Below are 25,905 nucleotides of genomic sequence, written 5' to 3'. Positions count from 1 at the left end.
TTTTTTTTTGCCCCTTTGTAGGGGCGAAATTCTGATAACCGGGAGAGTAAAGCAGATGATCAGGTACCCCATCACACCCGAGGGTCTGAAGAAGCTTCAGCAGGAACTCAAGAAACTCAAGTCGAAAGATCGACCCAAGGTGATCGAAGCCATCGCGGTGGCGAGGGGCCACGGCGATATTTCTGAAAACGCCGAGTACGATGCTGCCAAGGAGCAGCAGGCGTTCCTGGAGAAACGGATCAGGGATATCGAGAACAAGGTCGCCAACGCCAACGTGGTAGACCCGTCTGCCATGAGCACGGACCGGGTCGTTTTCGGCCTGCAGGTCACCGTGCAGGACCTGGATTCGGGCGAGGAGGTCTCCTACCAGATCGTGGGTGTGGACGAGGCCGATATTTCGGCCCAGCGCATCAGTGTGAGTTCCCCCGTGGCCAGGGCTCTCATCGGGAAAAGGGTGGGAGATGTTGTCCAGGTCCAGATCCCCCGCGGCCTGAGGGAACTTGAGGTTCTGGATATCTCAAATCCATAAATTAAATGTGATGGTTTGCACCTGCCACATTTAATTTCTTTGTTCGAAAAACCGGCACACCTTTTAAGTGTGCCGGTTTTTTATGCATCATGACCGTGCCCCGGACCATTCCATTATTTTCCAGTACCTGTATTAAATATATAAAACAGGCTGTTACGCACAATTTGCCGTGGCAGCCTGTTTTGGTACAGCTGTTGCTCTTTCAAAGGCATTGTTTACCCTTCGCGATCATCCATTCAAGCGAAGCTTGAACTATGACAGGGTCGCGAAAAGTCCAATCCGGGACTTTTCGCTCAACGGAAAGGGAAAAGCGTCGTTTTCCCTTTCCTCACAAATCAATGACTTATCCCGCAAATTAATGACTTGCGGGACGGGTCATTGATTTGGGCGCCCCGCGCGGGGCGCGTTGATGGACTTTTTGCGAGTCCATCAACTTTGCTCTTCGCGCTGATAACGACCAATTATTCGGAGTTATTGAAACATGACTACAACATTATCTTTCATCGTCGTTCTCGGAATCCTCGTTACCGTCCACGAGCTTGGCCACTTCATCGTCGCCAAGCTCCAGGGCATCGGTGTGGACCGTTTTTCCATCGGTTTCCCCCCGAAGATGTTCGGGTTCACCCGCGGAGAGACCGAGTACTGCGTCTCGTGGATCCCCCTCGGGGGCTATGTGAAGCTCAGGGGCGAGGATCCGGATGAGGAGGCCGATCCGGACGACCCGGCTCTTTACAGCACCAGGCCGCCGCACCAGAGGGGAGCGGTCATCCTGGCCGGTCCCATCATGAACCTCGTCCTCGCTTTTATCGTCATGCCCATGGTTTTCATGGTCGGGATGTCGGTCCCCGCCTACCTCGACGACGTACCGGTGGCGGGTTGGGTCGAGCCGGGTTCGCCTGCCGACAGGGCCGGGTTCATCGTGGGAGAGAAGATCGTATCCGTCGGCGGTACCGAAGTCGCCGACTGGGAGGATGTTTTCGAGATCATGGCCGCAGGTTCCACTGGTCCCCAGAACGTTCTCGTCGAGGGAAGGGGCGGCCGCCGCACCTTGACTCTTGACTCTCCCGGGGAGGAGGGAGGTTACGGCATCCTGCCTCCCATGGATCCGGCCATCGGCTCCCTGACCCCGGGCTACCCGGCTCAGGAAGCCGGTTTGGAAAAAGGGGACCTCATCCTTTCCCTCGGCGGCGTCCCTGTCTCCCACTGGAGCGAGATGGCACGCATCATCCACGGCAGCGCCGACAAAAAGATCACCGTCGTGGTGAAGCGTGGCGAGGGTGTGGTCAGTCTCGAGGTGATTCCGCAACTGGACGAGAAGAGCGGCCGGGGACTCATGGGCATCTCTCCCATGTCCGATACGGTGGTACGCCGTTACGGACCCATGGAATCACTGAAGATGGGAGCCGAGAAGAACCTGGAGCTCCTGGGGATGACCTTTTCCTTCCTGTGGGAACTTGTGAGCGGCCAATCCTCCATCAAGAACCTCGGCGGCCCGATCATGATCTTCCAGGTCACCGGCCAGGCGGCCAAAGCCGGTCTCGCCGAGTTTCTCGCCTTCATGGCGTTCCTGAGCCTTCAGCTCGGGGTGCTCAACCTGCTTCCCATTCCTGTCCTGGATGGCGGACACCTTGTCTTCCTCACCGCCGAGGGCCTTCTGAAAAGACCTCTTGATATCAGGACACAGGTTGTGGCGCAAAAGGTCGGATTCTTTCTTCTCATTACCCTGATCATCGTCATCTCCTACAACGATATCATTCGTCTCCTTGGCAGGTAAGGTGATGACCTCTCCTGTTTTAATGGGACGAAGGCCCACACGCCCGATCCAGGTCGGGTCCCTCACCGTGGGCGGTACCGCACCCGTTTCGGTCCAGTCCATGACCAACACTCCAACCGCTGACATCGAGGCTACCCTTGCCCAGGTGCGGGAGCTTGCCGCTGCGGGGTGCGAGATCGTCAGGGTTTCCGTACCCGACGAGAGCGCCCTGAAGGGTTTTGCGGTCCTGAGGAAAAATGTCCGCCTGCCTCTTGTGGCGGACATCCACTTCGATCACGAACTGGCGGTGGGCTCCCTGGAGGCCGGGGCGGACGCGGTGCGCATCAACCCGGGCAACATCGGCGCGGCGTGGAAGGTGAGGGAGGTGGTCCAGGCGGCTTTAGCAAACGGGGCTTCCATTCGTATCGGGGTCAACGCGGGTTCCCTGGAAAGGGATATCGTTAAAGAATACGGCCGCCCGACGCCGGCAGCCCTGGTTCAAAGCGCCCTTCGATCCGTCCAGTTCGTGGAGGGGATGGGGTTTTTCGACATGAAGCTGTCGGTGAAGACCTCCGACCCCATGGAGACGGTCAAGGCTTACCGCCTCCTTTCCGAGGATGTGGATTACCCCCTGCACCTGGGCGTAACCGAGGCCGGCACCGTGCTGAGCGGCTCGGTGCGCACGGCAGCCGCCCTGTCCCTGCTTCTGGCGGATGGTATCGGTGACACCCTGCGGGTCTCCCTTTCAGGGGACCCGGTCCCGGAGGTTCATGCCGGGTTCGAGCTGCTGGGGGCTCTCGGGCTGCGCACCGGCGCCAGGGTCGTGGCCTGCCCCACCTGCGCCCGGGCCGAGATCGACGTCGCCCGGTGGGCCTCCGAGGTGGAGGCAAGGGTCCGGAACATCAAGGTTCCCTTGCGTATCGCGGTGATGGGGTGCCCCGTCAACGGCCCCGGGGAAGCCCGGGAAGCGGACGCCGGCCTGGCCGGCGGGAAGGGCCACGCCATCCTGTTCGCCAGGGGGAAGGTTGTTGGTAAAGTCGGGCTGGATGAGGCGGTGGACGCGCTCATGAGCGAAGTGGATCGCCTTCTTGCGGAGGAGGGCGCGGGTGCTGAATAAACGGCATGGGTTAAAACGCTGTCATTGCGAACCGTTACCGCGTGACGCAATCTCAGAAAACGCGGTTCCTGTAAAGGCGGCAAGAGCGGATTCACCACAGAGCTCATCACGCCTCTGGCGTGACAGGCAGAGGACACGGAGAAAGGCCAGGAACTGGGGTAATGCTTGTCTTCGCGAGCCCAATTATGATAGAGTCGCAAAAAGTCCAATCCGGGACTTTTCGCTCCACGGAAAGGGAAAAGCGTCGTTTTCCCTTTCCTTACAATGACTGCTGATAGATCACCAAAGTCTGTGCGAGACTTTGGCTCAACGGGAAGGGAAAAGCGTGGTTTTCCCTTCCCTCACGGATCGCTGACATATTTACCGGTCATCGATCCGGGCGCCCTTCCCAGGCGCGGCTTGTCATTGATTTGGGCGCCCCACGCGGGGCGCGTTGATGGACTTTTTGCGAGTCCATCACCTTTCACCATTCACGCTTCACTGTTCACAAGTTATTTTACCCTGAAAAACTTTTTCCCTACCCGGATCACCTTGTCTTTACCCGGAGTGACCATGTACTTCGTGTCAGATATTTTTTCATCCATGCTCCGAACTGCGCCACCCTTGATCATCCTGATAGCTTCCGAGCTGCTGATACCTCTGAACTCGGCAACGACCTTGAAAAGCGGCATCGGCTCCGTCATGCCAAAAACATCCATCGATTCATCATCCGCCATCGCTTCCAGTGATTTCCGCTCTGAAAAACGTGCGTTGAACTGCTGTTCGGCTTTCTTGGCGGCGCTTTCGTCGTGGTATCTGGCGACGATCTCCCGCGCCAGCGCTCTCTTGATTTCCATGGGGTGGGCCGCACCGGATGCCATCTCACTTTTCAGTTTCCCGAGCTCCTCGATGGAGATCCTGCTCAGCAGCTCATAATACCGGAGCATGAGTTCGTCGGAGATGGACATGACCTTCCCGTAGATCTCTCCGGCCGGTTCCGTGACCCCGATATAGTTGTTGTACGATTTGCTCATCTTCTGGACCCCGTCCGTTCCTTCCAGAAGGGGCATGGTGATCACAACCTGTGGCTCATGGCCATAGGCACGCTGGAGGTCTCTTCCAACGAGCAGGTTGAACTTCTGATCTGTGCCTCCAAGCTCCACGTCAGCCTTCAGCTCCACCGAGTCGTATCCCTGGACAAGGGGGTAAAGGAATTCGTGGATGGTGATGGGCCGCTGCTCAGTGTACCGCTTCCGGAAGTCATCCCTTTCCAGCATCCGGGCCACGTTATAGTGGGCCGCCAGCTCAATGAGGTCCTGGGCTGTCAGTTTTTTCATCCAGCGGCTGTTGAAAGCGACTTCCGTCCTGTCGGGGTCCAGGATCTTGAACGTCTGTTCCTGGTAGGTCACCGCATTGGATTTTACCTGGTCTTCCGTCAAGGCGATCCGGGTCTCCGACCGGCCGGTGGGATCTCCGATCATCCCTGTAAAATCACCGATGAGAAAGATCACCTGGTGTCCCAGGTCCTGAAAGTGCCTCATCTTCTGCATGAGGACGGTATGCCCAAGGTGAAGATCCGGCGCGGTGGGATCGAAACCGGCCTTGACGCGGAGCGGCTCACCACCCTCCAGACTACGGGTGATCTTCCTCTCCAGTTCCTCGGCCGATATCAGGTCCACGGTGCCGCGGGCAATGATCTCCATCTGGCGTTTGAGTTCAGCTTTTTTGTTCATGGTTTTTCTCTAACTCCGTTTAAGAAGGGCGGAGGATGAAGGAGGTAGTAGGTCGTTTAACTTCCCTATTCTTCCTTCCTCCTTCCTCCTTCCAGGCAGCTCTCAGCTGCCTTTAGCGCCACCCCCTCCAGAAGCCCCCAGTCGCTGACGATCATTTCGTGGAACCCCCAGCGATCCATGACCTCCTCAACCATGATGACACCGGCGGCGATGAGATCTTCCCTCCCCTTTTCCATCCCTGCCAGCTCCAGTCTTTGCCGGGCCGACATGGCAAGAAGTTTTCCTGCCAGCATTTCTACCGTCTCCCGGGAAAGGACGTGACCATTTACCAGAGTAGGATCGTAATCGTCAATGCCCAAATCGAGTGCGGCCAGCGTTGTCGGCGTCCCCGCCGTTCCCGCCACAACCTCTCCGCCGCCTTCCGGCAGGTCGTCCAGAAGAGACCTTAACCGCCCGCGGACCGCGAGGGCCTGCTCCCCGGTAGGAGGGTCACTCAGGAGGAACTGTTCCGTGAGGTGAACCACCCCCTCCGGAAGGCTTTGCCACCAGGAGATCGATCCTCCGGACAGGCAAACCAGTTCGGTACTGCCTCCCCCGATATCAACGACCAGTCCCTCGTCGAGGTCACCGATCCCCGCCCGAACGCCGGCAGAGGTAAGAGCTGCCTCTTCTTCGCCGGAGATGAGGCGGATCGGGAAGCCCAGGCGCCTGGCCAGCTTTTCGACAGGCTCGTCACCGTCCATCGCCATGTCGCGAAGGGCGCTGGTCCCGACCGCCAGAACGTTCCGGCAGCCTGACTCCCGGACAGATCCGCCAAAACTTTCCAGCACATCTTCAAGCCGGGCGAGGACCGGCGGCTTGACCTTCCCGGTGGATCGCAGACCGGAACCAAGCCTGACGATCTCACGACGTATGATGATCGGTTCAAGAATGCCTTCTTCGCAGGTCCCGATGAGGCAGCGTACGGTGTTGGTTCCTATATCGATAGAGGCGACAAGCATGGGAGTAGTTTACCGTTTACAGTTTACAGTTCACAGTAAAAACGATTTCACTGTAAACCGTGAACTGTATACCGTGACCTGGTTCATTCTGGGGGAATGAATCCTTTCTTGCCACCCACCGGTGCCCGTGATAGAAAGCTCTGATGTTTCAAAAAGCCCCCGTACATCTCATCCTGATCATACCAGTCGTCCTGATCCTGTTGATACAGTTTTCCCTCGTCCCGGCAGCCGCAGCCCCCATCCAGATCGCACTCACCCTTTCCGCTGACTGGGATCCCGACAAGGTCTCGATGGAGGAAAAATCCACCCTTCAACAGATGGTTCAACAGCTGAAAAAGGACCTTTCCGTCACAGTCACGGTAACGGGGCACACGGATACCTTCGGAATCGAGCAGGAAAACTTCGCCATCGGTTTTTTCTACGCTTCCCGGATCGCCGACCACCTGGTGGACAGGTTCGGTTTTCCCCGCGAGCGTCTCCTCGTGGATTCCAGGGGCGAGACAACCCCGGTGGTTTCCGCGGGCAGCTTCGAAAGCCAGGCCCCCAACCGCCGTGTTCTCGTCGGAATCGGCGATCCCGCTGCCGCCAAGGTCCAGACCCAGGCACCGAGAAAGGTCCTGGGTAAGAACGTCCTCATCCTCGAACCTGCCCCCGGTACGGTCGACCGTGCATATCAGAAGGTCAAGGCCATCGTAGAGGGGAGTTCCCAGACGGCCCTCCTGACCATCAACGGCATATCCAGCCTCATCGCCGTCCAGGAATCGAGGATCGATACGGAGGTGGTCCTCGAACGGGGCGATAACACCATAGAGGTCATGGCATGGGATGACAGCGGCGCCTTCGGAAAGGATGAGGTCGCGGTCAGTTACGTTCCACCGCCGCCGGAGATCAGGATCAACACCCCAAGGGACGGCCAGGTTTTCGATACCACCCATTCACCGGTGATCGGCGTGACGGGCAAGATCGAGGCCCAGACCACCCTGTCGGAAACCTTCCTTTTCCTCAACGGAGCCCCGCACAGGATCGAAGTGGACGAAGAGGGTAACTTCTCCCAACCGGTGGTCCTCATTCGCAGGAACAACCGGATCCGTGTCGAAGCGGTCGATATCTACGGAACAACGGATACCAGCGAGGACATCACCGTTTCAACGATCAATCTCGCACCCAAGGAAATGGTGGTCTACCTGATATGGGACCAGCCGGGTGTCGACCTGGACCTGCACATCTACGGTCCCGACGATCAACACACCTATTACGGGGCGCTTGACCCTCCCGAGAGCAGTGAAGCCATCCCGGAAGGCGCCCTGGACCTGGACGACAAGGACGGTTTTGGCCCGGAGGTCTTCAGTATGACGAGGGTCTCGCAGGGCATCTATGATATTGTTGCTCGTTACCATCATTCTCCCGAGAGCAAGGCGGCACAGGCCCAGTTGACCGTTGTTCTCTACCCGACCGAACCGGCCAGAAGGATCACCCGCGTGTTCGGTCCCATGGAGATGGGACCAGGTGCTGTAGAAGACTGGTTTGTAGCGCGTATCAGTCTGCCGGAGGGAGCGTTCCTGCCCGATTGAAGCGGAGGGAAGCATGTTCAGAAAAACTGTTGCGATCTGCTCTTTCATAATACTCCTGCTGTCTGCAGGTCTGGTACCGGAAGCCCACCCGGATGATACCGGCGGGGCTCCAGCCCCGGTTGAGGAACTCGAAGGAGAGCTGGCAGATATCGAGAAGGACCTGTCCGTTCTAGAAAAGCAGATCGACGTCATGCTGGAGGACCTGGTCGATCCCAAGCTCACCTCTCTTTCCGTTTTCTTCGCCTCCCAGCCGCTCAGGGGCAAGGTCCCGGCCTCCATCCAGTTGACACTGGACGGCAACCCTCTCGCAAGCCGTGAATTCGAGGAAACAGACAGGCTCGTCCTCGTTCGCGGGGGTGCTTTAGAGGTGCACGCCGGCATCGTCGACCCTTCCTCCCACATCATCACTGTGGAGTGTTTCCTGGTCTTAAGCACACCCGTCCAGGAGGTTGTGAGTACCGGGAAAACAAGCTTCAAGTTCGATGCCATGCGTGCCGCCGCCAATTTCCTCGAGATCACCCTGTCGGAAGAGTTGTCCAAAAAACCGACCGGTTACAGGATGAACGCCCGTTCCTGGTCCAGGGAGCCCTGATCGATGAGACGCCTGCTGAAGGGATCGAGCGTTTTCGCTGCGGTCCTGTCGGTTAGCATAATTTTCATCCCCGGCCACGCCCGCTGCGCCGACCTTTGGCCGGACAGGCTCGTCCGTACGTCCGATCAACACCTCAGGGAACGGCTTCTGACCACCCATTTTATCCTCCAGGACCCCCTTTCCGTGATCGCCCTCGTCCCCGCCGGGGACGCCGCCGGTGCCCATGACCAGTACTTGTTGGGGACAGCCCTCCGGTCGGTGGGGCGCTTCCATCAGGCAGGCCGGTCGTTCCTCAGGGCGTTGGAGCTGAGCCAACCCGGCTCGAGTCTGTGGCAGCTTGCCCTGCGCCAGTACGTCAGCGTTTCTCCATATTTGCCGGAAGCACCGATACCTGACATCACCGGCGTCCCCCTTGCCGGCCTCGATGAACAGACCCTGTTGGATCTGGCAGGTTTCCTTGGTGATAGCGGCGACCGTGAACTGGCTTTCAAGCTGCTCGGCGGTACAAAAATCGAAGATCCTGAGCTGAAAGTCCTTTCCGCCATCGCTTCTGCAAGTTATCTGGCATCCTCGGCGGGTTGGGAGCTTTCGGCAAAGAAGGTTTCCCGCATCCGTCTTGATGAAACATCTCCCCTCACGGACATGCTTTCCCTGGTCAAGGGCTATCACAACCTTCAGGCCGGCAAATACGGCGCAGCCAAGGAGGCGTTTCTGGCCGTTCCTCCCTCGAGCCCATACGCGCCCGAATCCCTTTTCGGGCACGCCTGGTCACTCATCCGCCTGGACGATATCCAGGGCGCCACTTTAAGGCTGGAAGAGCTTGTCGACCTTCATGGTGACAGCCACGCCGCCGTCGAGGGGGCGCTGGATCTGGCCCTTTGTTACCGGGATCTCGGACTCTACGACAGGGCCGGCGCCCTACTGGACCGGCAGGTCAGAAAGTTGCGCGAGGTCAGGAACTGGCTTACCAGCCTCAATGAAAAGGATCTGCTCCGTGACCGCGACCTCACCGTTCTTCTGGAACATCTCCTCGACGGTCGCCAGGTCGAACCGGACCTGCTCTCCAGGACTCCGGCCTTTGCGAGGTTCTGGCTGCAGGAGGTCACAAGCGACCCCTACGTCGTTCAGACCACAGCGTTGCTGGAAGGGGCCCGAATCGCTTCTCGCAAGGCTGACAAACTTGCTCAGCGGTTCGAGGCCGACAGCGTCCTCGTCCGGAAAGAGCTCGATCGGACAGATGAGGATCTGGCACTCAACCGGGCCAGGACCGCACGCCTCGAGAGGATCCGGGAGCGGCTGCCGGCACTGAACCAGGAGACGGGACGTTCCCTTCAAAACTCTTCCCTGAGCCGCTTCGGCTCCGAATCCAGTTCCGCCCTGCTCACCAGGATCGAAGGGTTGATCGAACGACTCTCCATAATGGAAAACTCCGTTAAAAAGGCGGAAGGATTCTCTTCTCTCGTCAGCAGCCTGTCCGATGCGGTGACCACTTCACCGAAGGAAGGCCAGCTGAACAAGGTCCGGCAGCAGGCGTACGAAGGACTCATCTCATCACGCCGCAACCTGCGCGATCACCGGGAATCCCTGGTGGGGCTCCAGGGGCAGGTCTGGCTCGCCCTCAAGAACGAGGCGAACAGGCTCGAGAAAAGAACCTTCCTGCGAACCACCTCGGCCCAGACCCGTGCGGGACAGGCCCTCGCCGAATCGACGAAGGCACGGGGGCTTCTGGAGGAGCATCGCAACAGGCTGGAGGAGTTGGCAGCCAGACTGGAGGAGGGTCGGAGCAGCCTGACCGGGACCCTGCAGGAGAAGATCGACCGGTTTTCTGGCCGCATCGCCACCATGAGAGCCGAAAAGCTGCTCCTGCTCGCATCCGCCAAGGCCCGGGAACTGAATGAAGCAGAGGCACGGACCATTTACACAGCGGCGAACATCGAGATATCGAGAATGGAGAGCACAGTCCAGGCACTGCAGGAGGCCGTCCAGTGAAAAAGGCTGTTCTCCTGATCTCGGGCCTGTTGCTTTTTGGGACGCACCTGGGTGGATGCGTTTCATCTCCTGCCCCTCGTGAAACAGGCCCCCATCTTTCTCCAAGGGAGCGGGAAGCCCGTCTCCTCCTGGAGATGGACCGCATGAAAAAGCAGGACAAGACCCAGCTTTCACGGCTCGTCAGACAGGCCCAGAAGGGGGGACGGGAATTCCTGGTGCGACAGGAGACCGAATCGCGGCTTCGATCCGTGGAACTGTACCGTTCCCTCCTCGAGCAGTTCCCGGACAGCCACAACGATTTCATGGCCGAGGCAGCCTTCCGCCTCGCTGAACTCCTCTTCGAGAACGAACGGGAGCGGATCCGCATGGTCCTCGAGACTCAGGGGGAAACGACAGCCATCGTACCCGACTTTACCCAGGCGATCGCGGCCTACCGCCGGATGATCGAGAGTTTCCCGAACCATCCCCTCACCGAGGACGCTCTCTACGGAATAGCCTACTGCTACACGGAGCAGGGTTACCCCGATGAAGCAGCTGAAGGATATTCCAGGCTTATCGAGGCATACCCGGCTACCCGGTATTCCGTGGAGATCCACATGCGCCTCGGGGAATATTTTTTCACAATGGAGGACCTGCAGCAGGCCATCACCCATTACGGATACGTCGTCGCGACAGGAGAGCCCGAGTACGTCGAGAAGGCACTTTATAAACTTGGATGGTGCTACTACAACCTGGATAATTACCAGGCGGGCATCGACGCCTTTTTCAAGGTCCTCGACCTCAACAGCGGCGGGAGAATCTCGGCGGACAGCCTTGTCAACGAGAGCATGGACATCATCGTCAGATCCTTTTCGGAAAGCGGCGGCACACCGGGGCTCGTGCGCCGGATCCAGAAGCGGAGCGAGGATTCCTATTCCCCCCTCCTGCTCAAGAAACTCGCCGATCTTTACCGGGAGAGGTCCTTCTTCCCCGAGGCAGTGGGAACCTACCGGACCTACGTGGACCTTTACCCCGCCGGTTCGGACCTCCCCGAGGTCCTGGGCCACCTCAGGGAAACCTACCACATACGCGGGGATACCCTTGCCTCCCTGGAACTTTCCGAAGCGCTCCTCGAATATGTGGGTCCCGGGACCGCCTGGTACGTCAGCGCCCGGGATGAACGCCGCAGCCAGATTCGGACCACCATTCTGAGCAACCTGGAGACGTCCGCCCGGAGACGACGGGCAAGGGCCCAGACCGGGGGCCGGGAGGCAGAACTGGATACAGCCCTCGACGACCTCGTCGCCTACGAACGGGTCGCTGGCCCCGCGGGGGTCCCTTGCCTGGTCCGGTATCTGAAAGGTACCGTTCTCACGGAACTGGATCGTTTTCCTGACGCCCCCCTGACACTGAACGAGATCGCCGAGGACGGTGAGTGCGGTGATATGGCTCAGGGCGCCATCCTCGCCTCGGTGGCTTTCCAGATATCCGCTTTCGAGGAGTCCGGGATCGTTGAACTGCCCCTTTTCGGAAGGTCGGTGGACATCCTTTCCGGGGTGGCACCCGAGAACCCCGCGACCTCCAGGGCGATTCTCGCCCTGGGAGAGATCACTCTCAACACGGGGGATCTGACCGGTGCGAGGTCGCACTTTTCCAGAGTCATCAGGGATTATCCGGAATCCGAAGAGTCGGGGAAAGCCAGGCTCCACATCGCCCGCACCTTCTTCAAGGCCGCGGATTACAGGCAGGCGGCAGCCTGGTTCCGCGAATCGTGGCGAAAGTCACCTGACACGGGTGAAGGGGCCGAGGCCCGTCGTCTGCACGTGTACAGCCTCTTCAAATATGCCGAGGAGCTGTCGGAAAAGGGAGAGTTCACCGAGGCCGCCGAGAGGTTTGAAGCCATCCACCGGCAGTTCCCCGATTCGGATGTTGCCCAGGTATCCCTTTATAACGCCGGCAAGCTCTACCGGAACATGGGGCTTGAAAGGAAAGCCACCAACCTGTTCGAGACCCTGGCAGCCAGCTACACCGAGTCGGAGTTCGCCAGTGAAGCTCTCCAGATGTCAGTACTCATCCTGGAAGCCCTGGGAGACCCCCTCAAGGCGGCCGAGGACAGCATGGCCCTGGCGGCACGCTCGGAGGGGAAGGAAAAGGCCGCGGCACTCCTCAAGGCAGCCCAGCTGTACTCGGGAGGCAACGATCCAGCCAGGGCCGCGTCGGCCCGATCCGAATACCTGACCCTTTACCCCGAGCCTGTCGGCGAACGGTCCCGGGAACTTTACCTCCTGGGGCGGGATCTCGAAACCCTCGGCATGTGGGCAGACGCGAAGACCGCATACCTTGACAACGTTCAGCTTCAGAAGGACAACCCCGGTGAGCAGGACGTCACCGCCTTTGCGGCCAGAAGCCAGCTTCGTATCGCCGAGCGTTCCTTCGAGGAGTACGATGCCTACCATATCGGCCCGCCGGTGGAGGATACCGTCGTCAGGAAACGGGAGCTGCTCCAGGCAGTGATCCGTGAGTTCGTGGCAGCCGGAAACTACAGGACCTCCGATGTCATCACCGCCTCCAACTTCTTCATCGGACGGGCTCTCGAACTATTCAAGGAAGATATCCTGGCCTCCCCTGTTCCACCTGGCCTGGACCAGGAGGCGCGGGAAGAATATGATCTTCTGCTCCAGGAGATGGCGTTCCCCTTCGAGGAGAAGGCTCTGAACGCCTACCGTGTGAACATCAAGCGCTCCGTGACTCTCGAGATGCTGGACCCATGGATCGAGAAGACCTACGAGAGGATGGCGGAACTGGCCCCGTGGGCCTACCAGCGTGACGAGGCCGTGGCCTATCCCTCTACCCTGATCTCACCGCCACCCCTGCAACTCCCCATGCCGGCCGGGGAGCTTAAAACCGGCGGCTATAAAGGCGGCGCTGTCACAGAGGTCCGGCCCGTGGGGGAGCGCCTGGAATGAATCGGCTGAACCTTTTGCTTCTGACGCTCCTGTGCTGTCTGGCAAGCCTGGCTTCTGCCGGCTGCGCGACCACGCCGCCCCCGACGGGATCGACCGCCATGTCAGGAAAGCCTGGACCGGCGATGAAGGGTGGGCCTGCGGTTTCACCCGCAGTGAAAGTTCACGCCGGCGAGGGCACTGTGCTTCTGGCCCGTATCACGAAAACCCTCCACGAGGAGGCTGTCGTCGATCCTGTCGACGCAGCCCGGGTGGTGGAACTTTTGCCCGAAGATCCCGGCAGCTGGCTGGCCGCAGGGTTGGCCTCATTCAGGGCCGGGGACCTGACCGCTGCCATGGAGCGCCTGACCCGCTCTGCCGCTCTTGACCCGGTAAACCCCGTCACCCTCATGGCCCTGGGTGAAACGGCCATCGAGATCGGCGACTTGACCAGAGCCGACCATTATTTCAGCATCGCCCACGAAGCGTCACCTACCATCCAAAGCGCTAACCGCCTCGCCCTGCTCAGGATCGAAGGGGGTTACCTGGAATCTGCCAGGGATATCCTCCAGGAGACCCTGTCGGCCTATCCCGGAGACCTTATGACCCGAAACAACCTGGCCGTTGCCCTGGACATGATGGGCACAACTTCAGAGGGCATCAATATCCTTGCCGGGGATGAGCTCGCGGACCCTCGACTCCTCCGCACAAGGGCCCTGCTCGAGCTGAAGGAGGGACACCCTGACGAGGCCACCATGGACCTGGAAACCGTTTTCGAAGCCGGCAGCCCTGATGGAGAATGGCTGCTCAAGGGTACGGCAGACCTCCAGCAAGGGAGGCTCGTCCAGGCTGAAGACAAGTTCCGCTCGGCCATCGTGGATCAGCCATCAGGTCATGGGGGTTACCTCAACCTCGGGCTGACACTGCGCAGGCAGGGGAGGTTTGCCGACGCTGAAAGGACGTACCTGGAGGGGATCCAGGCTGCCCCGGACCCGGACCTCCATCTCAACCTCGGGGTCCTTTACGAACTGTACCGCGGCGACAACATCAAGGCCCTGGAACATTACCGGAGGTACATCGAATCAGGCGGAGCCGCTTCCTCCCGTGTGGAGGGCTGGGTGAAGTATCTGGAGGGCGTGATCAGTAATCAGTAGACAGTAGACAGTAGACAGTAGACAGTAGTCAGTAGACAGTAGTCAGTAGACAGTAGTCAGTAGACAGGACCCGGTACCAGGACCTTTTGAGTACCGATCGAGGATCGTGAAAAACGGGTAAATTTAAATAAACGGCGCTCAAGAAATATCTGGTTACCGGTTACTTTAGTAATAGGGAGTTCTCCATGCGAACATTGACCTTTCCCATGATATGCCTGATATTGCTGTTTCCGGCCGCACCCGTCATCGCAGAGGATGCCAGGCCCAGAACATATATCAGGATGGAAGAGACCGAGATCATCGGGGTCGTGGAGCATCCCGAGATCACGTATATCATCCCCAAGACGAGGATCCGGTTCAGCCAGATCCCCCTGGAACGGGATTTTTCCGGAGAAGCGACACAGTACACGAACCCCATGGCCCTGGAACGCGAAGTAAGGACCAGGGCCCTCATCGTCGGCCCCTGAGGCCGCGGGAGGTATCCATCATGATCGCTTTGATCGCACAGGCATTCAGGGACGGCGGACCTTTTATGTACCCCATCCTTGCCACCTCTGTTTTCGCCTTCGCCATCATCATCGAGAGGATCTATTTCCTCGCAATCCGTTATGGCATCAACGACAGAGCCTTTCTCGGGAAGATCGTTGACCTGGTGCACGGCGGTGATGTGGACGGCGCCATCAAACTGTGTGACGAAACTCCGGTTCCCAAGGTCGTCAAGGCGGCCCTGAAAAGCTTCGGCAGTTCAGTCAGGGAGGTCCAGAACGCCGTCGACGAGGCCGCCATGGAGGTTCTCCCCCTGGTGGAGCGAAGGGTCCATTACCTTGCCATGGCAGCCAACGTGGCCACCCTCCTGGGCCTCCTGGGAACCATCATCGGCCTCATGCAATCATTCAACGCCGTGGCCGGGGCAGAGGCAGCACAGAAAGGGGCCATCCTGGCCAAAGGTATCGCCATCGCCCTGAACACCACCGCTTACGGCCTGACCGTGGCCATCCCCTGTCTTTTTTTCTACGCGTTCATCCAGTCCAGAGCCAACAACCTCGTGGAGCAGGTGGACAGGGTGGCCGTCAAGATGGTGAACATGGTTTCCACCGACGTCAAGGTTGTCTAGGTGGCCTTTCGTCCCTCCCAGAGGCGAACGAGGCCCAGCTACATCCTGGACCTCAACCTGGCGCCCTTGTTGAGCCTTTTCGTCGCCCTTATCCCCATGCTGCTGCTCACGGCCATGTTCCAGCAGGTGGTTATCATCAACCTGTACCTGCCCACCATGGAGGAGGCCCTGCTCCAGGATAGTCAGGAAGATCCAGATACCGATTTCACCCTCGCCGTGGCCGTCACAACCACCGAGATCTCCCTCCTGAGGGACGATGAGGTTCTCCTTACCGAAAATATCGAGGGGGGGCTCAAGCTCACAAAGCTGACCGGGAAGCTGGCCGAGCTGAAAAAAGAGGTGCCGGAAAAGCGGGACGCCGTGCTGCTCCTCGACAGCCAGATACGTTACGAGATCATCATCGAAATCATGGATGCTATCCGGATCCTGGACGAAGAGGAGCTTTTCCCCGACATCTCCCTCGCTGACCGGATCGTGGAGGAAGGCTGACCGTGGCTTACGCCCCAACGAAAAGAAGGATGCAGCGGAGCCGCAGGCCCTCCCTCCTGGTCCTGAACATCACCTCCATGCTGGACATGTTCACCATTCTCATCATCTTTCTCCTCAAAAGCTATTCCGCGGAGGGGATCATTCTCCCCATACCGGCTGAGCTTCACATCCCCTACTCGACAACCCGGAACGCTCCCGAGCCCGGTCTCGTTGTTGAGGTGTCCATGAACAGTCTGGTGGTGGACGGTCGTTTCCTGGACGTTGACCTGAAGTCGGTTCAGCGCTCGGATGAGCTTCTCATCGAGGAACTTTACGAGTATCTCATGATCAAGGCCGCGCAGTATGAACAGATATCGTCGCTGAACCCCAACGCCGGATTCACGGGGCAGCTGGTCCTGGAGGGTGACAGGGACGTTCCGTTCCGGTTCCTGAAAAAGATCCTGTACACCTGCGGCCAGGCCGGGTTCATCAACCAGTCACTGGCCGTCTACCAGAAGGAGTGACTTTGGCCCGCAAGTCCCTCGTCATAAGGCTCCTCAGGGAAGGTCACCCGGAAACCATCGCGCCGATGACCGGCCGCACCGTATACATGGGTCACGACTGGAAGTGCCAGATCGTGGATCCGGGAAGTGAAAAAAACAGGTCCCGTCTCCTGGTCCGCTCCCTTTTCCGGACCCATATCTATCTTCCGCCGGACGCGGAGGGGACTTTCACCTACAAGGGGGCCACACTTTCCATCAGCGACATGGCCGTCTGGGGGGTCCTCTCCAGATCGAAAAACGGTTACCGGATCCGCTACCGCAAGGGGATGACCGGCAGGGTCTTCACCAGAAACGCCACCCTCGTTTTCGACCAGGCCGAGATCAGCAAGCCGATGCCGTTTACGGAAACGGTATCCACGGGTCACGTACCAGTCAAATATCGTCTCCAGATGCCTCACACCTCCGATTTCACCTTCCTGACCCTGCTCACCGTGATCCTGATAGCCCAGGTCCTCGCTGTAAGAGGCCTTCGGGACTACCACATCCCGGATGTCAGCACCTTGCGGGAAATGCCCAGACGCATATCGCGGCTGATCCTTGAGCCGACTGTCCCGCAGCCATCCCGGATCACGAAGGCGGGTGATAAAAGCGGGCCAGGCGCCGAGGAAAAAACCCCGGAACCTGAGCGCACAGAGCAAGCCGCAGCTGAAGAAACTCCGGCTAAAACGCCTCCGCCAGGAGGAACTCCCGCCCCGGCGACACGGGAGGCTATCCGCAGCCAGGTAACCAGGATGGGAGTGCTGGGCGTTCTCACCGGGCGGGGCACCGCCGGCAGGACCACTGCCGGGAGGGGCATTTCGGTCCTGCAGCTTGACGCCGAACTGCAGCAGGAACTCGACAGTGTCCTGGGGGAGATCAGCGGGATTACGACCAGCGCGGCTATCGCCGGGACCGGGGCCGGCGCGGGGTTCGGAAGGGCCGAGCCGGGGAGCGGGCTTATCGGTATCGACGGACAGATCAGTGATTCCGGGGTCTCCGGACCGGTGCAGGTCTCCAGCATAGGGAGAGTGCCGGAAGGGCCTCCCGGCATCGGTGACGGTTCTGGAGACGGTACCGGGACGGGAGCAGGAGAGGAATATGTCCCGCCCGAGCTCAGAGAAGAGCGTTCCAACAGGGCCATTGCAAGGATCGTGGCCGCCCACACAGGTGCCATCCGCTACGCCTACAACAGGGAGCTTCGCAAGAACCCCTCCCTGCGGGGCAAGGTGGTGCTCACCTTTACAATCTCCCCGGAGGGTCAGGTAACCGAATGCCGCATTGAAGAGTCTGCCATGGACTGGCCGCCCCTCGAGGAATCCCTCGTGAAGATGGTCAAAACCTGGAAGTTCCCGGAAATCCCGGAGGGTGTTGTGACGGTGAGCTACCCGTTAGTATTTTTCCCGAGCATGTAAGGAGCACGTGGTTGCGTGGAGAGTGCATGCGTAGGTGCGTAAGGTCTTTCGCATATACGCTTTACGGACGTACGGACATACGAAGCGAGGCCATGAGAAACCTGATCAAACTAACAATTATTATCGCGGCAATCTGCGCATTTTTGCACCCCTTGCACCATGCAATGGCCGCCTCGAATGGCCTCGCCGCTCTCCCCTACCCCGAAAGCCTCCTGGACGACCTCCAGTCCGGAGATGAGTCCGTGCGGCTTTCCGCAGTCCAGGCGATCAAGCCTTACAAGGAATCGGAATCGCTGAATATCCTTCTCAAAATGGTGGAGGAAGACCCCAACCCCCTCATCCGTCTGCAGGCAGTTGGCGCCCTGTGGTATCGCGGGGACTCACGAGCCTCAAAAATCCTTGAAAAAACCCTCGTTCTCGACAAGGACAGGGAGGTACGCCTTGCCAGCGCCGGCGCACTGGGCGACGTCGGCATCAAATCCACCTCGTCCATCTTCCTCGCCAACACCATCCAGTCCACAAAGGACATGATGCTGCTGGCGCGATGTATCCGAAGCCTGGGACGGCTCCAGGACCACTCCTCCACCACGACGGTGATGAAGTTTTTAGCTCACAAATATCCCGACGAGGTGCGCGGAACGGCGGCCGAAGCCCTCGGGCTCATGGCCGATGAAAAAGCCTCTGCAAAGCTCATCTCGACCCTGGAAGGCGACCCGGATGACACCGTCCGCTCATTGGCCGCCAGGGCCCTGGGCCGTATCGGTTCCCAGAGCGGGGAAGATGCCCTGGTCCGCACCCTTTTGTTCGATGATTCGGATATCGTCCGGTACCGCAGTGCCGAGGCCCTGGCGAACCTGCGGCTCACGACTGCCATCTACCAGGCATTTATCGACGGACTGAAGGATCCGGACAAGAGGGTGAGGTTCGAGTGCATGAAGGCCCTTTCGAACCATCTGAAAAAAAACGATGCCGGGGCGGTAGCCGAACTGCTTGCCGACGACAGGAGAGGGATCCGGGAACTGGCTCATCAGGCGCTGAGCAGACGGGGCATCGTGATGGAACGCATCGGGGATCGGTATCGACTCGTAGAATAAAACCGTGACTGGTGACTCGTAATTCGTGACTCGCTACTTCAAACCCACAGCTTTAATGTTGATGGACTCGCAAAAAGTCCATCAACGCGCCCCGCGCGGGGCGCCCAAATCAATGACTCACACCGTAAGTCATTGATTTGTAAGGAAAGGGAAAACGACGCTTTTCCCTTTCCGTGGAGCGAAAAGTCCCGGATTGGACTTTTTGCGAATCTATGAATGTTTCTGCCAATCACGAATCACGGATGTTACAGACTTTCTTTTAAAATCCTCTCCACATCCTTTATGGAAGACCAGACGCTGCCGACTATACCCCGCAGGATCTTCAGGGCTATGGCCGGCTCCCCTTCGGCAAACTTGTCGAAGTCCTCTTTTTCCAGCACGAGGACCTGCGATTCCCGGGTGACTCTGGCTGACACCGAAGTCAGGTGGGGCGGTGCCAGCAGGGACCATTCACCGAAGGAATCGCCATCGCCAAGGACCAGTTGACAACCCGCTTCGATCCCTCCCGTATCGACGCTGATCTGCCCCTTCTCGATGAGATAAAACTTGTCCGATCTCATGTTCTCCGCCACGAGAACCGTATCCTGGATGTACTTCTCTTCACTGACGATCCTGGAAAAGAGCGCCAGCTCCCTGTCGGTGAGAGAGGAAAAGATCTTGCTCTGCCTGAGTGGTTTGATCTTGGCCATGGGGACTCCAGTAATCAGTAATCAGTAATCAGATAGGAGTATAACCTAACCGAGGATCACCTTGAACCCTAAATGAGCGCTGCGAACTGCCTTGACAAACAACATCATCTTTACCCTATAAACCACTGTTTATATAGGTATCTTTCAGCTTTACATAGTGTGCTGCCGTACGCAGGATACGATCTCTTTCCTTTTCACTCACCGTGCGGATGACCCTGGAGGGAACCCCCAGAACCAGTTGGCCCGGCGGTACCTCCTGCCCTTCGGTTACAAGGGCTCCGGCGCCGACGATGGAACCGGTGCCGATGGTCGCCCCATCCAGTATCCGCGACCCCAGGCCGATCAGGCACTCCTCGTGGATGGTGCAGCCGTGAACGACCGCCCCGTGGCCTACCGAGACCCTGTCACCGATCTCAAGCGGGAACCTGTCCGTGGTCACATGGAGGATAGATCCGTCCTGGATGTTGGTCCTGCTGCCGATCCGGATCCAGTTGACGTCACCCCGCACCACTGTTCCGAACCAGATACCGGCATCGTCTCCGACTGTGACGTCACCGATGACCGTTGCCGTCGGTGCGATAAAAACATCTTTTCCGATGGTCGGTTCTTTTTCGAAGAAAGGAAAAGAACTCATTGTCGGTTAAAACCCGTTTGAAGTTTGAGGTTTGAAGTTGCAGTCATGACAAACGACGCGTTTTTCCATTTCACCTTCCACTTTGTCCTCTACAAACCGATCTCCTCCGCGATCCCCTTCATGGCGTCCAGGCTCAGTTCGAGAAACTCATCCAGGGGCACACCCATCTCCTCGCAGGAGCGGATCTGGTCCCTGTCGGCGCCCCTGGCGAACTGTTTCTCCTTGAAACGCTTCCGCACGCTCTTGAGCTTGACCGGTTCAAGTTTCTTTTCCGGCCGTATGAGAGCGGCGGCCACGATGAGGCCCGTCACCGGATCGGCGGCGTAAAGAGCCTTGTCCAGAAGTGTCACTCTCTCCCGGTGGCCGGCATGGGCCACGATGGCGTCGAGGATCTCCTCGTCGATCCCTTTTTCCCTCAAGATCTCGGAAGCGATATATCCATGCCGGGGGAAGTTGTCGATGGTCTCATGGTAATCCAGGTCGTGGAGAAGGCCGGCCAGACCCCACTTGTCGATATTCTCACCGAAACGCCCGGCCAGCGCCCGCATCACCGCTTCGGTGGCCAGCATATGGTTCTGAAGACTGGGTTCCGTAACCTTTTCCATAACCAGATCGAACGCTTCCTGGCGATCCATGATGGTTAACCTCCTTTTGGACCTGTCTCGACAACCTGATGATCAAAGGCCCGCTTTCCAGGGCAGCCCGAGCAGACGCATTGTACACAGAAAGTGCCTGAATCTCCACACCCTGACAGATCCATTTCTTGAGCCGGTGTTTTCAGGAAGGGGAGGACATGGTAGATTCAGATAGCAGTAATCAGTAATCATTAGCCAGTAGTCTGGAATCTGGAAAGGCCTGATCGTATTTTGCTCCCGTTGAGAAAAAAACTCCTATTGATCGCTCTCCCCCTGGCCGCTGCCGCCGTCATCGGCGTCAGCCTCGGGGTTCTTATGGCCATCACCCAGGACCTGCCCCAGGTCGAAGACCTCCAGACCTACGAACCCTCATCAATAACGAGGATCGTGGCAGACGATGGACGCGCAGTCAGAGCCCTGTTCGTGGAGCAGCGCATCCCTGTGGCGCTCAGCGGTGTTCCCGACCACATGGTAAACGCCATCGTCGCCGTTGAAGATTCCCGTTTTTACCAGCATTTCGGTCTGGACATACGGGGCATCTTGCGAGCCCTGTGGCGGGATCTCGTCTCAATGCGGGTCGTGGAAGGCGGGAGCACCCTGACCCAGCAGCTTTCAAAGGTCCTTTTCCTGACGCCGGAAAAAACCCTGATGAGAAAGGTCCGGGAAGCCATCCTCGCCATCAACATCGAACGCCGTTATTCGAAAGACGAGATCCTCACCCTCTATCTCAACCAGGTCTACCTCGGGGAAGGCGCATACGGCGTTGAAGCGGCTTCCAGGATCTACTTCGGCAAACACGCGTCAGAGCTCAGCCTGCCTGAGTGCGCCATGATCGCCGCCCTCCCCCGATCCCCCTCCCGCTATTCACCGATCACCAACCCGGACCTGGCCATTACCCGCATGAATATCGTCCTGAGACGGCTCCTTGCCGAAGGGTACATCACTCAGCTGCAGCACGACGAAGCGGTCCGAACCGGGTTCGCCGTCTCTCCGGCCCCGGCGCCCGAGGATCCGGCACCGTATTTCACCGAAGTCATCAGGAGGGAACTTGAAGAGAGGATCGGAGCCAACCTCCTTTACCGGGGCGGCATCACCATTGAATCGACCCTGAACCTGGACCTCCAAAGGGCCGCAGTTCAGGCCGTTGCCTCCGGGCTTACCCGCTATGAAACCAGGCAGCCTCCAAAACCGGACGGACCGCGCGCCCAGGGGGCGCTTCTCGCCCTGGATCCCGGAACCGGCGAGGTCAAGGCCATGGTAGGAGGCCGGGATTTTGCCTCCTCACCCTATAACCGGGCCGTCCAGGCCCGCAGGCAGCCGGGGTCCGCTTTCAAACCGATTCTTTACGCCGCAGCCCTGGCGAACGGCTTCCCGCCCACAAAGGTGCTACTGGACGAACCCTTCGAGGTGAAACTGAAAGGATCCGCACCGTACATCCCGGTGAACTATTCCGGACGGTACCTGGGGCCCGTGACCATACGGTACGCCCTGGAAAACTCTCTTAACGCGGCCTCTGTGGACCTGCTGCTCAAGCTGGGCTACCAGCCGGTCCTCGACATGGCCGGCCGCCTGGGCATCGATACGGGTCTGAAGCCTTATCCGACCCTGGCGCTGGGAGTCTTCGATGTGAGCCTGATGGAGATTGTCGCCGCCTACAGCGCCTTTGCCAACAGGGGGATCTACGTCCGCCCAAGGGTGATCAGGCGGGTCCTGGACCGCCAGGGGCAGGTGATCTATGAGCCTCCCCTGGAGCTTACGGATGCTCTTTCACCGCAGTCGGCCTTTCTCATCACCAACCTCCTCGAGGGGGTGGTTCAGCATGGCACAGGACGCCAGGCGCTCGCTCTGGACCGGCCCCTTGCCGGTAAGACCGGCACCACCGACAGCTACAAGGACGCCTGGTTCGTGGGGTTCGCGCCGGATCTGGCTGCCGGAGCGTGGGTTGGATACGACACTCCCGCCTCCCTCGGTTACGGAGAGACGGGCTCCAGGGCGGCCCTGCCTATCTGGACCCGGTTCATGGAAAGAGCCCTTGAAGGGAAACCGGCCGAGGAGTTTCCCATCCCCACTCGGATCATCGTCGTGGAGATCGACCCCGCAACCGGCCTTCTGGCTTCCCCTGAGTGCTCAGAAAGGGCGGTGGAGGTCTTCCTGGAAGGGACGGAACCGGAGGAAACTTGCCGGGTACATGGCAGACGCGGCGACGCAGAGCCACGGTGACACGGGGAAATAGCTGGTTGAGAATGGGATTCAGCCATGCATGCAGCCTGAGCAACGTACTGTCACGTACCCCCGGCAAAGCCGGGGGATTTCCTTAAGGATTAAGTCCATCAACGGTTGACACCGCCGGGTGTGTCGTTATAGAGATACCTGGATGTTTTCGGCTAAAAAGTTTTCCATCATCCCCGTCCTGATCCTCCTGATCCTGTCCCTTGCTGTGACGTCGTGGGCCCAGTATCGCCACAAAAAGCTCTTCGAGGACCGATATGTTCACGAACCCGTTGCCACCGGGGAGTGTACGGTTTGCCACGGGATGCACTTCCCCGAGGCTCCCGGGCAGCTGGCCCAACCGGTCCCCCTTCTCTGTTTCGAATGTCACGATAACCCTGCCTCCGGCAAACCCTACCTCCACAGCCCGGCAGGTGAAGGTCAGTGCATGGCGTGCCACTATCCGCACTCTTCCTCCCGGCCCGGCCTTACGAAGCGTTCCACGGTGCCGCTGTGTACCGGCTGCCATAAGAAGAAAGAGGGCGGCCGGCACGGAGAGGCTGTCTTCGAGGGTGATTGCACACGGTGCCACGATCCCCACGCATCCGGGGTAAAATACCTGCTTAAAGGAGTTGCCAAGGGAGATTGCGTGACCTGTCACCAGGTGATCACGGAAGAGGCATTCGTTCACACGGCCGTGAAGGAGAGCGGGTGTCCTGAGTGCCACAACCCCCACTCCTCGCCTCCCTTAGCCACCCTCCCCTGCCTCCAGTGTCACTCGGATCTCCTGGGTGGCGCTCTGGTCCACGAAGCGATGGAAGAGGGGTGCGCTGCCTGTCACATGTCACACTCCGGCCAGGAGCCGATGCAGCTCAATGAGAGCCTCCCGGACCTGTGTCTCGGGTGTCATGACGAGATGTCCGCCGGCAGGCACGGGAAGATGTCGGTTGGCCTGGGCTGCACCCGGTGTCACACGCCTCATTCCTCGGAGGCGCCCGGCCTCCTCACCGATTCGGTTCGTCGGGGACAATGCGCTGCATGTCACGTGGAGATCGTCCTCAAGGAGGTTCCCCACACTCCGGTGAGCACCAACAGGTGTCAGCGGTGCCACGATCCCCATACCCGGCCCCCTGTGCCCATAGCCCTGTGCCAAGACTGTCACGGGGGGATCCTGGACGGACGGTACGATCATGAAGCAGCCCTGGAAGGGTGCGGCAACTGTCACGACGCCCACGGTTCCAGCCTCCCCGACAACCTCACGGCCCTGGTCCCGGAACTGTGCACCGACTGTCACGGGGAGATGGAGGGCGGGCGTCACGGGGATATACTCCTGTCGACGGAATGCGGGAGCTGCCACGATCCTCACAGCGCCCTGCAGCCCAAACTGCTCACCATGCTGAAGGAAAAGGCCAGCTGCAGTACCTGTCACCGTTCACAATCCGAGGGAAAGGTTGTCCACACACCGGTCAGATCCGCCGGCTGTGACCAGTGCCATGCCCCCCACGTCGAACCGCCGGTACCGACGACGCAGTGCACCGATTGTCACACGGATATCACAGGAGGCACCACAGAAGGCCTGTTCCGGCACGCCGCCCTGGAGGAAGGGTGCGACGCCTGCCACGACACTCACACCAGCGGGCAGGGCAACCTCCTGACGACAGGGATCCCCGACCTTTGCCTTCAATGCCACGATGAAAAACGTTGGGGAAAACACGGGGATACGGTACTTGACGAAGAGTGCGGCTCATGCCATGAACCCCATGCATCTTCCAGGAAAGGTCTCCTGAGGGTCCTAGGGGACAGGAGCTGCCCCAGCTGCCATTCGGAAAAGCGCTCCGGGCCCTATGTCCACTCCGCCCTCAGTGAGTTTGAGTGCGGCCATTGCCACGATCCCCACGCAGATCCCCCCGTGATGCCTCCCCTCGCCTGCCAATCGTGTCACCCGGACATATCTGACAGGAGCGTCTCCCACGGCACCCCCTCCCTGGGCAGGTGCCTGGAGTGTCACGATCCCCACAGTGCCGGATCGATAGCATCGGTCCAGCACGAAGAATCGACAGGGCGTGATGACTGCCTGGAATGTCACCGGGACATCGCGCGAAAACTCGAAAGGGAGAGGACGATCCACGCCCCCGTCTCAGGGGATGAATGCACCGTGTGCCACACCAACCACTCCGGTGAGCCGCCCTTCACCAAACAGGTTTTCTCGAACACGAAGTATGTCCCTTACGATCCTGAGTCCTACGAGCTCTGTTTTTCATGCCACTCCCCAGGTCTGGTCCAGGTCAAGTACACCGAGACCGACACCGGTTTCCGGCAGAACCGGTGGAACCTTCACAACCTCCACGTCGTACGCGATGGTGAGCGCGGTTTTTCCTGCTGGGTCTGCCACGATTCTCACTCATCGGACCAGGCCCACCTACTCAACCGGGAGGTGCCCTTCAACACAGCCTACAACCTCAAGATCGAATTTAAAAAAATTGACAACGGCGGAGAGTGCAGGACCAACTGCCACACCGTGAAGGAATATTTGAGATGAAAGGAATATCTCAAATATTCCCAGTCGTAGACCTGGTCTTGGATCTGGTTAAAGGTCAAAAACTCAGGCTCCGTCCAGTTCTGGGAGCCTGTCGGAGAACCCCATGCAGGCTCCTGGATATAGTTTTTCGGAAGTAGCATTTAGACCGAAAAGGACAAATATATGGCACATTTGGTAATTCACTGGAGTTATTCACCGGTTTAATGCTCTTGTTTTCAAGAAAAGACCCAA

At 59.0% G+C, this 25,905-nt stretch carries 21 protein-coding genes; 16 read left to right on the top strand and 5 right to left on the bottom strand.

Features of this window, described 5'->3' with window-relative positions; all coding sequences use genetic code 11:
• The first annotated feature begins 55 nt into the window (after nucleotides 1-55).
• The 3 genes from greA to ispG all read left to right on the top strand — a co-directional run bounded on the left by greA (nucleotide 56) and on the right by ispG (nucleotide 3,399).
• The gene (gene greA / locus P1S46_03450) at nucleotides 56-529 is read left to right on the top strand and encodes a transcription elongation factor GreA (protein MDF1535544.1); all 474 of its coding nucleotides are present in this window, start codon (nucleotides 56-58) and stop codon (nucleotides 527-529) included.
• 481 nt (nucleotides 530-1,010) lie between these two features.
• Nucleotides 1,011-2,303, top strand: coding sequence for an RIP metalloprotease RseP (gene rseP / locus P1S46_03445; GenBank protein ID MDF1535543.1), 1,293 nt, complete (start codon nucleotides 1,011-1,013; stop codon nucleotides 2,301-2,303).
• Nucleotides 2,304-2,307: 4 nt separating this feature from the next.
• On the top strand, nucleotides 2,308-3,399 hold the full coding sequence (gene ispG / locus P1S46_03440) for a flavodoxin-dependent (E)-4-hydroxy-3-methylbut-2-enyl-diphosphate synthase (protein ID MDF1535542.1): 1,092 nt from the start codon (nucleotides 2,308-2,310) through the stop codon (nucleotides 3,397-3,399).
• A 491-nt stretch (nucleotides 3,400-3,890) separates the two neighbouring features.
• Here the strand turns inward: ispG and tyrS are convergent, their stop codons facing one another.
• Together tyrS and P1S46_03430 are read right to left on the bottom strand one after the other, a co-directional pair.
• A complete protein-coding gene (gene tyrS / locus P1S46_03435) occupies nucleotides 3,891-5,111 on the bottom strand; it encodes a tyrosine--tRNA ligase (GenBank protein MDF1535541.1) in 1,221 nt (406 codons plus the stop codon).
• A gap of 65 nt (nucleotides 5,112-5,176) precedes the next feature.
• Nucleotides 5,177-6,112, bottom strand: coding sequence for a Ppx/GppA phosphatase family protein (locus P1S46_03430; GenBank protein MDF1535540.1), 936 nt, complete (start codon nucleotides 6,110-6,112; stop codon nucleotides 5,177-5,179).
• Between the two features lie 143 nt (nucleotides 6,113-6,255).
• On the opposite strand from P1S46_03430, the gene P1S46_03425 reads away from it, so the two are divergent.
• The 11 genes from P1S46_03425 (at nucleotide 6,256) to P1S46_03375 (ending at nucleotide 18,969) form a co-directional block, all read left to right on the top strand.
• On the top strand, nucleotides 6,256-7,683 hold the full coding sequence (locus P1S46_03425; GenBank protein ID MDF1535539.1) for an OmpA family protein: 1,428 nt from the start codon (nucleotides 6,256-6,258) through the stop codon (nucleotides 7,681-7,683).
• Nucleotides 7,684-7,696: 13 nt separating this feature from the next.
• Nucleotides 7,697-8,275: a hypothetical protein gene (locus P1S46_03420; GenBank protein ID MDF1535538.1), complete on the top strand. Its 579-nt coding sequence runs from the start codon at nucleotides 7,697-7,699 to the stop codon at nucleotides 8,273-8,275.
• Nucleotides 8,276-8,278: 3 nt separating this feature from the next.
• Entirely contained in the window at nucleotides 8,279-10,264 is a 1,986-nt protein-coding gene (locus P1S46_03415; GenBank protein MDF1535537.1) for a hypothetical protein, read from the top strand.
• Nucleotides 10,261-13,209: a tetratricopeptide repeat protein gene (locus tag P1S46_03410; protein ID MDF1535536.1), complete on the top strand. Its 2,949-nt coding sequence runs from the start codon at nucleotides 10,261-10,263 to the stop codon at nucleotides 13,207-13,209. The genes P1S46_03415 and P1S46_03410 overlap by 4 nt, the downstream gene beginning before the upstream one ends.
• Nucleotides 13,206-14,339, top strand: a complete 1,134-nt coding sequence (locus P1S46_03405; protein MDF1535535.1) for a tetratricopeptide repeat protein — start codon at nucleotides 13,206-13,208, stop codon at nucleotides 14,337-14,339. The genes P1S46_03410 and P1S46_03405 overlap by 4 nt, the downstream gene beginning before the upstream one ends.
• 185 nt (nucleotides 14,340-14,524) lie before the next feature.
• Nucleotides 14,525-14,806: a hypothetical protein gene (locus tag P1S46_03400; protein MDF1535534.1), complete on the top strand. Its 282-nt coding sequence runs from the start codon at nucleotides 14,525-14,527 to the stop codon at nucleotides 14,804-14,806.
• A gap of 20 nt (nucleotides 14,807-14,826) precedes the next feature.
• Nucleotides 14,827-15,453: a MotA/TolQ/ExbB proton channel family protein gene (locus P1S46_03395; GenBank protein ID MDF1535533.1), complete on the top strand. Its 627-nt coding sequence runs from the start codon at nucleotides 14,827-14,829 to the stop codon at nucleotides 15,451-15,453.
• Nucleotides 15,454-15,942 (top strand): biopolymer transporter ExbD, encoded by a 489-nt coding sequence (locus P1S46_03390; GenBank protein ID MDF1535532.1) that lies wholly within the window; start codon nucleotides 15,454-15,456, stop codon nucleotides 15,940-15,942.
• 2 nt (nucleotides 15,943-15,944) lie between these two features.
• Nucleotides 15,945-16,445: a biopolymer transporter ExbD gene (locus P1S46_03385; GenBank protein ID MDF1535531.1), complete on the top strand. Its 501-nt coding sequence runs from the start codon at nucleotides 15,945-15,947 to the stop codon at nucleotides 16,443-16,445.
• 2 nt (nucleotides 16,446-16,447) lie between these two features.
• Nucleotides 16,448-17,875 (top strand): AgmX/PglI C-terminal domain-containing protein, encoded by a 1,428-nt coding sequence (locus tag P1S46_03380; GenBank protein MDF1535530.1) that lies wholly within the window; start codon nucleotides 16,448-16,450, stop codon nucleotides 17,873-17,875.
• 164 nt (nucleotides 17,876-18,039) lie between these two features.
• The gene (locus P1S46_03375; protein MDF1535529.1) at nucleotides 18,040-18,969 is read left to right on the top strand and encodes a HEAT repeat domain-containing protein; all 930 of its coding nucleotides are present in this window, start codon (nucleotides 18,040-18,042) and stop codon (nucleotides 18,967-18,969) included.
• Nucleotides 18,970-19,214: 245 nt separating this feature from the next.
• Here P1S46_03375 and P1S46_03370 read toward each other — a convergent pair whose 3' ends face one another.
• The 3 genes from P1S46_03370 to P1S46_03360 all read right to left on the bottom strand — a co-directional run bounded on the left by P1S46_03370 (nucleotide 19,215) and on the right by P1S46_03360 (nucleotide 20,927).
• A complete protein-coding gene (locus P1S46_03370) occupies nucleotides 19,215-19,658 on the bottom strand; it encodes a cyclic nucleotide-binding domain-containing protein (protein ID MDF1535528.1) in 444 nt (147 codons plus the stop codon).
• Nucleotides 19,659-19,773: 115 nt separating this feature from the next.
• The gene (locus P1S46_03365) at nucleotides 19,774-20,292 is read right to left on the bottom strand and encodes a gamma carbonic anhydrase family protein (protein ID MDF1535527.1); all 519 of its coding nucleotides are present in this window, start codon (nucleotides 20,290-20,292) and stop codon (nucleotides 19,774-19,776) included.
• An 89-nt stretch (nucleotides 20,293-20,381) separates the two neighbouring features.
• Nucleotides 20,382-20,927: an HDIG domain-containing protein gene (locus tag P1S46_03360; protein MDF1535526.1), complete on the bottom strand. Its 546-nt coding sequence runs from the start codon at nucleotides 20,925-20,927 to the stop codon at nucleotides 20,382-20,384.
• 258 nt (nucleotides 20,928-21,185) lie between these two features.
• On the opposite strand from P1S46_03360, the gene P1S46_03355 reads away from it, so the two are divergent.
• Both P1S46_03355 and P1S46_03350 read left to right on the top strand, forming a co-directional pair.
• Nucleotides 21,186-23,147 (top strand): PBP1A family penicillin-binding protein, encoded by a 1,962-nt coding sequence (locus tag P1S46_03355; protein MDF1535525.1) that lies wholly within the window; start codon nucleotides 21,186-21,188, stop codon nucleotides 23,145-23,147.
• Nucleotides 23,148-23,301: 154 nt separating this feature from the next.
• Nucleotides 23,302-25,674, top strand: coding sequence for a cytochrome c3 family protein (locus P1S46_03350; GenBank protein ID MDF1535524.1), 2,373 nt, complete (start codon nucleotides 23,302-23,304; stop codon nucleotides 25,672-25,674).
• The last annotated feature ends 231 nt before the right edge of the window (nucleotides 25,675-25,905 follow it).

The organism is bacterium, from assembly GCA_029210545.1.
Classification (GTDB): domain Bacteria; phylum BMS3Abin14; class BMS3Abin14; order BMS3Abin14; family BMS3Abin14; genus JARGFV01.
Note: the sequence above shows the minus strand (reverse complement) of the source record. Positions and strands in the feature narration are given on the sequence as shown.